Raw genomic sequence first — 7,287 nt, 5'->3', positions numbered from 1 at the left:
CGCAGGGCCGTCACCGACACCATCGCCGGGAAGCGGCTGCCGTCCTGGCGGATGTAGGTCAGCTCATAGATGTCCTCGATGCCGCGCGAGGCCTTGAACACCAGCGCCTCGAAGCCCGGCGTGATCGCCGTGCCCAGTTCGATGCTCAGCGTATGGGCGCGTGCGATCACCTCCAGCGGATCGGAAATATCGGCGGGCGTGATCTTGTTCATCACGTCCGAAGCCTTGTAGCCCAGCATGCGCTCGGCGCCGACATTGAAAATCTGGATCACGCCCTGCGCGTCCGTGGCGATACTGGAGAAGTTGGCGCTGTTGAAGATGGCGTTTTGCAGCGCCCCCGCTTTCTGCAACGCCTCCTCGGCGCGCTTGCGCGCGGTGTTGTCCGTGCCGATCAGCAGATAGCCGATGATGGTTTCCTTATCGTCGCGCAGCGCGGTGACCGACACCATCGCCGGGAAGCGGCTGCCGTCCTGGCGGATATAGGTCAGCTCATAGATGTCCTCGATGCCGCGCGAGGCCTTGAACACCAGCGCCTCGAAGCCCGGCGTGATCGGGGTCCCCAGTTCCAGGCTGAGGGCGTTGGCGCGCACGATCAGTTCGCGCGGATCGGAAATGTCGGCTGGCGTGATCTTGTCCATCACGTCGGCCGCCTTATAGCCCAGCATGCGTTCGGCGCCGACATTGAAAATCTGGATCACGCCTTGGGCGTCAGTGGCGATACTGGAAAAATTGGCGCTGTTGAAGATGGCGTCCTGCAGAGCGCCCGCCTTCAGTAGCAGTTGTCCATCGTACAGCGAGCGGTCTACGATCAAGATATTCTCCCGGATGTCACATTGAATTGGCACGTGCATCCACTGCCCGTCGCGATGCGCGGCGGATATCATGGAATGCAGCGCGTTATGAGCGACAGCTAGGCGGTGGGAGGTCGAGGCAACCCACGGATGTGCGTGGGCTGGATGATGGGACTTCGCGTAGTGTGGAGATAGGACCTGTAACCTGTATGCACAATAGCACGCCGGGCTCCCGGCAAGTCAGCATCCTCTCGTCGCGCACCGGAATAATGCCTCAAAGACAATAAGATAGCGGGAGACTGAAGCCAGAACGGCCACAATCGCACGACGTCAGACGACAGAGCTACGCAGCTTCGCTCACGCCGGGTAACTGCGGGACGTTGCAGGGAGTGGCCAGCGGCACCAAAGGTATCGTTTTATGGAACAAACCTATGCGTATTGCCTATCAATAATCGCAATGCTACAGTCTTGCAAATTATGGAAGTTAACCCTAGCCGATGAGCATATTGAGAACTCGCCACCTACTGCCGCTGCTTGGCGCAGTCATAGCAGGATTTTCCACGCCGGCATTCGCCGTGGACACACAGCTCCAGGCCAGGCTGAATGCTATGCAAGTCGCAGACCAGGCTATTCGTATCGAGGTTGGCACTATAACCAAGGCGCAACGCGAGGAACCGGACGCCGGCAAGCGGTTCCGGTTGGACGCCGAATTCAAGGTACTGGCTGAAAGAATGCGAGGTATCGACGTCGCCAACCAACAGGCTGTGGCCGAAATCCTGGCCAGCGGCTGGCCGACCAGGGCAACCATCGGCCAGACCGGAATGTCCGACCTCTTTTTGATCATCCAACACGCCGACCTGGATTTTCAAAAGCTGCACATTGAAGGGGTACGTCAGGCGGCTTTGCGAGGCGACATACGTAAGTCAAACGTAGCAACGTTGGAAGACCGCCTTCTGGTGCGGCAAGGCCGGCCACAACTTTACGGCACACAAATCAAAGGGAGCAGCAAATTGACCCCGTATCCCATTGATAGCGCGGAAAACCTCGATAAAAGACGAAGCGAGATGGGGCTTGAGCCGATGTGCGCCTATTTGGCGAACTTCGCCACCATGTTCGGGCCAGTCGAATACGCCCCTTGCACCGGCAAGTAATGAAGCCGAAGCACCGGGGTCAAGTCTGACATTCGGACACGAGCTCTGCCGTAACCAATGTTAGGGCAGAGCTCGTGTCCGAATGTCAGACTTGACCCTCGCTTATTTCGCGGCCTTGATTAGCTTGCAGTCTTCCGCGCCGAACTCCGACTGGAACTGCAATAGCTGCCCCGCCACTTCCAGCGCCTTCATGCGCGGCGCCACCAGCGTGTACTGGCCCGCTTTCAGCTTCTCGATCAGCGGAGCGCACTCGCTGCCGCTCGCGTCGAGATGGCCGGCCACCACCCACTTGCCGTCGGCCCGCTCGGCGTAGAGCGGCGCCGCCGAGTAGCGGCCTGCGTTGAACAGCAGAACTTCCGGCTTACCGTCACCGTCGACGTCGAGCACCAAGGCGTCGCAGCTGCCACCGCGGATCAACAGGCATGGCAGGACAGCCGCGTCTTCGATCGGACTCCACTTCTGGGCCGCAAAGGTGGCCGGCAACCTGGTGGTCGCCGGCCACACCTTGACGTTGTCGGTGATCGACACCGCCGCCAGCTGCGATCCCGCTTGCCAACGGTTCGTCTCCTTCAACGCCTTGCCGGCCAGCTCGCGTATCAATGCTGCATCGGGGCCGGTGGTTTGCTGCGACAGGCGCGTCAAAGCCTCGTGCCCGTAGCGCTGCCCTTCGAATCGCAGATAGTGGTAATCGAACTGCGCCGCCTTGGTGCGTCCCTTCTCCAGCCGCGCCATCTGGTTGTTCACCGACAAGCGCGCCGGATCGGCGATCGGCGTGAACAAGGCTAGCAGCACCGCCAGCACCACAAAGGCCGCCGCCACGTTGACGTTGGCGATGGGGCACAGCCAGGTCTCGTAGCGATGCGCCGCCCACGCATAACCCAGCGCGTAGCAACTGGCCACCACCAGGCAGGCGGCGGCGATCACGCGGCCGGAGGTCCAGCCGTAGTCGTACACCCGCAACCCCAGCGCATAAATCGCGATGGCCGTCAGCGGCAGTATCAACAGCGAAGCCACGCGCGCGCTCACCCGCACCGCCAACGCCGCCTTGGCGTGGCCGTTCTGGAAGGCGGCGTTTATCAGCACAATCAACACCGCGTCCGCCGCCAGCAGCAGCGACGTCGCGTGCCGCGTGGCCCACAGCACATCCAGGCCGGTGAACGGCAAGGCGCACAGGAAGCCGCTGATGATCAGCGCCGCCACCGGCAGTATCCACGACAGCAGCACCAGCAGCAGGCTGCGGATGCCGCGCACGATGGCCGGCCGCACGTCCGTGATGTGCATCGCGCACGACCAGGCGAAGCAGATCACCGGCACCACAAACCACGATTCTTCCATCATCTGCTTGAGGAAGCCCAGCTTCACCATCGAGAACAGGCCGCTGCCCATCAACAGCACCAGCCACAGCGCCCCGACGAAGAAGGCCGAGAACATCAGCTGCACCGCCAGCTTCCAGGCCAACTCAAAATACGTGTCGTAGCTGGCGATACGGCGCTTGTCCGCAGCCCCCGCCATCACCAGCGAGTGGGCGATGTACATGAACACCGCGCCGAAGATCATCATGGGCCCCGACATCGACGTGAACGCGCCCTTCCCAAGCTCGCCGACGCTGCGCACCACGCCAGCCTCGCGGCTGACGGCGTGCAGCGCCATGATCAGCACCACGCCGGCGGCGGCCGCCATCCATTGCGCCACCTTCTTCGGCGCCATATGGCCCATGGCCGATATCAGCATCGCCGGCAGCAGCGAGCAGGCCATCAGCAGTGGCGTCATCACATACGGCGACCCGGCCGGCCACCAGCCGCCCCGGTCAGCCCGGTACAGCCAATACAGCAGCGCGCCCTGCGCCAGCCCTGTCGCCAGCCGCAGCGCCATCACCTGCCGGCTGACGTCCACTTCCATCGTCGTTTCATCCTGTTCCATGCCTGACCTCTTTGTGAACCGTGGGCCGAAGTATCTCACATGTTTATTATTTGGCATGGATAGCGAGCCTACTCACCGTCGTATGACGAGGCCTGCGCAGAGGCGCTATAATGGTTGTCTACGCTGCTCTTTTTTCAACGTTCCGCACCCGGTCCGCCAAGTGAATCCACATCTCGACAAGCTGCAACCCTATCCGTTCGAAAAACTGCGCCAGCTGTTCGCGCAGGTGAGCGCCAGCCCACAGCACAAGGCCATCAGCCTGGGCATGGGCGAACCCAAACATCCTACGCCGCAGTTCATCCAGCAGGCGTTGATCGACAATGTGGACGGCCTGGCCAGCTACCCGACCACCATCGGCTCGGACGCGCTGCGTGGCGCCATCGCCGGCTGGCTGGAACGCCGCTACGGCATCCCCAAGCTCAATCCAGCCACCCAGGTGCTGCCGGTGAACGGCTCGCGCGAGGCGCTGTTCGCGCTGGCGCAGACCGTGATCGATCCGGCCGCCAAGTCGCTGGTGGTGAGCCCGAATCCGTTCTACCAGATCTACGAAGGCGCGGCCTACCTGGCCGGCGCCGAGCCGTACTTCGTCAATTCCGACCCGGCCCGCAACTTCGGCTGCGATTACGACAGCGTTCCGACGTCGGTGTGGGAGCGCGTGGCACTGCTGTTCCTGTGCTCCCCCGGCAATCCGACCGGCGCAGTGCTGACGCTGACCGACTGGGAGAACCTGTTCGCCCTGTCCGAGCGCTACAACTTCATCATCGCCGCCGACGAGTGCTACTCCGAGATCTACCACGGCGACCAGGCGCCTTTGGGCGCGCTGGAAGCGGCCCACACGCTGGGCCTGTCCACGATCGACAAGCCTTACGCGCGTCTGGTGGTGTTCAGCAGCCTGTCGAAGCGCTCCAACGTGCCGGGCATGCGCTCGGGCTTCGTGGCCGGCGACGCCGACGTCCTGAAAAAATTCCTGTTGTACCGCACCTATCACGGCGGAGCCATGAGCCCCACCGTGCAAGCTGCTTCGATCGCGGCCTGGAACGACGAAACCCACGTCGAACAGAACCGCGAAAAATACCGCGCCAAATTCGCCGCCATCACCCCGTTGCTGCAGGAAGTGCTGCAAGTGGAACTGCCGGACGCCGGCTTCTACCTGTGGGCGGACGTCAGCCAGACCGGCTTGTCGGACACCGAATTCGCCCAACGCCTGTACGCCGAATATAATGTCACGGTACTGCCGGGCAGCTACCTGGCGCGCGACGCCCACGGCGCCAATCCGGGCCGCAACCGCATCCGCATGGCGCTGGTCGCCGAGACGGAGGAAGGCCTGGAAGCTGCTCAGCGCATCGTCCAATTCTGCAAGTCCCTTAACAAATAATTGAGTAAATCATGAGCCAACAACTCCAGCAAATCATCGACCAGGCATGGGAAGACCGCGCCAACATCAACCCGGGTAACGGCACCGCCGAACTGCGCGACGCGGTTTCGCACGTGATCGCGGGCCTGGACGCCGGCACCATCCGCGTGGCCGAAAAAACCACCGGCGACTGGGTTGTGAACCAGTGGGTCAAGAAAGCCGTGCTGCTGTCGTTCCGCCTGGAGAACAACGTGCAGATGCCGTCCGACGGCACCATGCAGTTCTACGACAAGGTTCCGACCAAGTTCGCCAACTACACCGCCGAAGACTTCATCAAGGGCGGCTTCCGCGTGGTGCCGCCAGCAGTGGTGCGCCGTGGTTCCTTCATCGCCAAGAACGTGGTGCTGATGCCTTCCTACGTCAACATCGGCGCCTACGTCGATGAAGGCGCGATGGTCGACACCTGGGCCACCGTCGGTTCGTGCGCGCAGATCGGCAAGAACGTCCACCTGTCCGGCGGCGTCGGCATCGGCGGCGTGCTGGAACCGATGCAAGCCAATCCGACCATCATCGAAGACAACTGCTTCATCGGCGCCCGTTCGGAAATCGTCGAAGGCGTGATCGTCGAAGAGAACTCGGTGATCTCGATGGGCGTGTACATCGGCCAGTCGACCAAGATCTACGACCGCGCCACCGGCGAAGTGACCTACGGCCGCGTGCCTGCGGGTTCGGTGGTCGTCTCGGGCAACCTGCCTTCGGAAGACGGCAAGTACTCGCTGTACTGCGCGGTCATCGTCAAGCGCGTGGATGCAAAAACCCGCGCCAAGACCGGCATCAACGAACTGCTGCGCGGTATCTAAGCAGGCAACAAGAACCGGGGACTGATTGCAGTCCCCGTTTTTTTTGATACTGAGGAGAGTGCCATGGCCATGGAACGCCTGTTCCAGCTGATGAAGGAAAAGAACGCGTCGGACATGTTCTTTGCGGTGAATTCGCCGGTACACATCAAGATCAACGGCAACCTGATCCCCATCAATCAGCAAAAGCTCGAGCCGGACAACATCCATTCGCTGCTGGCGGAAATCGCCACGCCGGCGCAGATGGACGAACTGGCGGCGACCAATGAACTGAACATGGGCGTATCGGTGCCCAACATGGGCCGCTTCCGCCTCTCCGCGTTCAAGCAGCGTGGCACCATCTCCGCCGTGTTCCGCTTCGTGCCGGCCACCATCCCGCTGCTGGCCGACCTGCAGCTGCCGCCGGTGCTGGCGGACCTGATCATGGAAAAGCGCGGCCTGCTGCTGCTGGTCGGCTCGACCGGCTCAGGCAAGTCCACCACCATCGCCTCGATGCTGGACCACCGCAACGAACTGCGCTCCGGCCATATCCTGACGCTGGAAGACCCGATCGAGTACCTGTTCAAGAATAAAAAATCGATCGTCAACCAGCGCGAGATCGGCAGCGACGCCAAGGACTTCTACACAGCGCTGCGCAACTCCATGCGCCAGGCGCCGGACTGCATCCTGATCGGCGAGATCCGCGACAAGGAAACCATGGCCGCAGCCCTGGCCTACGCGCAGTCGGGCCACCTGGTGCTGGCGACCCTGCACGCCAACAACAGCTATAACGCGCTAAACCGTATTATCAGTTTCTACCCGATCGAGAACCGCGCCGCGCTGCTGCAGGATCTGTCGTCGACGGTGAAGGCGATCGTCTCGCAGCGGCTGGTGCGCTCGATCAACGGCGGCACCCGCACGGCGGCGGTGGAAGTGATGGTCAACACCCGCTACATCTCGGACCTGATCGAAAAAGGCGAAATCGGCCAGATCAAGGAAGCGATGGAAAAGAGCATGTCGCCCGGTTCGCAGTCGTTCGAACTGGCCTTGCTCAAGCTGGTGCAGGACGGCTTGATCAGCCAGGACGAGGCGCTGGCCAACGCCGATTCCGCCACCAACCTGCTGTGGCTCCTGAATAATGGCCCGAACAGCAAGAGCGCCCAGGCCGAACCGGAACCGAACAAGGCCTCGCCGGACGAAGCCTCGTTCACCGAGTTCACGCTCAACACCTGAAG

General features: G+C 62.0%; 6 protein-coding genes. 4 read left to right on the top strand and 2 right to left on the bottom strand.

Annotated features, from left to right (window positions below; genetic code table 11):
- On the bottom strand, window positions 1–812 hold an 812-nt coding region (locus KVP70_RS22365; RefSeq protein WP_229225019.1), incomplete at its 3' end, for a PAS domain-containing protein.
- Window positions 813–1,288: 476 nt separating this feature from the next.
- Here KVP70_RS22365 and KVP70_RS22360 point away from each other — a divergent pair.
- Complete coding sequence (locus KVP70_RS22360; RefSeq protein ID WP_307730284.1) at window positions 1,289–1,942, top strand: DUF6624 domain-containing protein; 654 nt, start codon at window positions 1,289–1,291, stop codon at window positions 1,940–1,942.
- A 102-nt stretch (window positions 1,943–2,044) separates the two neighbouring features.
- Here KVP70_RS22360 and KVP70_RS22355 read toward each other — a convergent pair whose 3' ends face one another.
- Window positions 2,045–3,862 (bottom strand): DUF4153 domain-containing protein, encoded by a 1,818-nt coding sequence (locus KVP70_RS22355; RefSeq protein ID WP_217944450.1) that lies wholly within the window; start codon window positions 3,860–3,862, stop codon window positions 2,045–2,047.
- Between the two features lie 160 nt (window positions 3,863–4,022).
- Between KVP70_RS22355 and dapC the strand changes: the two genes are divergently transcribed.
- The 3 genes from dapC (at window position 4,023) to KVP70_RS22340 (ending at window position 7,285) form a co-directional block, all read left to right on the top strand.
- The gene (gene dapC / locus KVP70_RS22350; RefSeq protein WP_217944449.1) at window positions 4,023–5,237 is read left to right on the top strand and encodes a succinyldiaminopimelate transaminase; all 1,215 of its coding nucleotides are present in this window, start codon (window positions 4,023–4,025) and stop codon (window positions 5,235–5,237) included.
- Between the two features lie 11 nt (window positions 5,238–5,248).
- The gene (dapD, locus tag KVP70_RS22345) at window positions 5,249–6,076 is read left to right on the top strand and encodes a 2,3,4,5-tetrahydropyridine-2,6-dicarboxylate N-succinyltransferase (RefSeq protein ID WP_217944447.1); all 828 of its coding nucleotides are present in this window, start codon (window positions 5,249–5,251) and stop codon (window positions 6,074–6,076) included.
- A gap of 63 nt (window positions 6,077–6,139) precedes the next feature.
- Complete coding sequence (locus KVP70_RS22340; RefSeq protein ID WP_217944445.1) at window positions 6,140–7,285, top strand: PilT/PilU family type 4a pilus ATPase; 1,146 nt, start codon at window positions 6,140–6,142, stop codon at window positions 7,283–7,285.
- Window positions 7,286–7,287: the final 2 nt, after the last annotated feature.

The sequence above is a fragment of the Duganella violaceipulchra genome (assembly GCF_019166075.1).
GTDB classification, from domain to species: domain Bacteria; phylum Pseudomonadota; class Gammaproteobacteria; order Burkholderiales; family Burkholderiaceae_D; genus Rugamonas; species Rugamonas violaceipulchra.
This window is presented reverse-complemented; position numbering and strand designations above follow the sequence as displayed.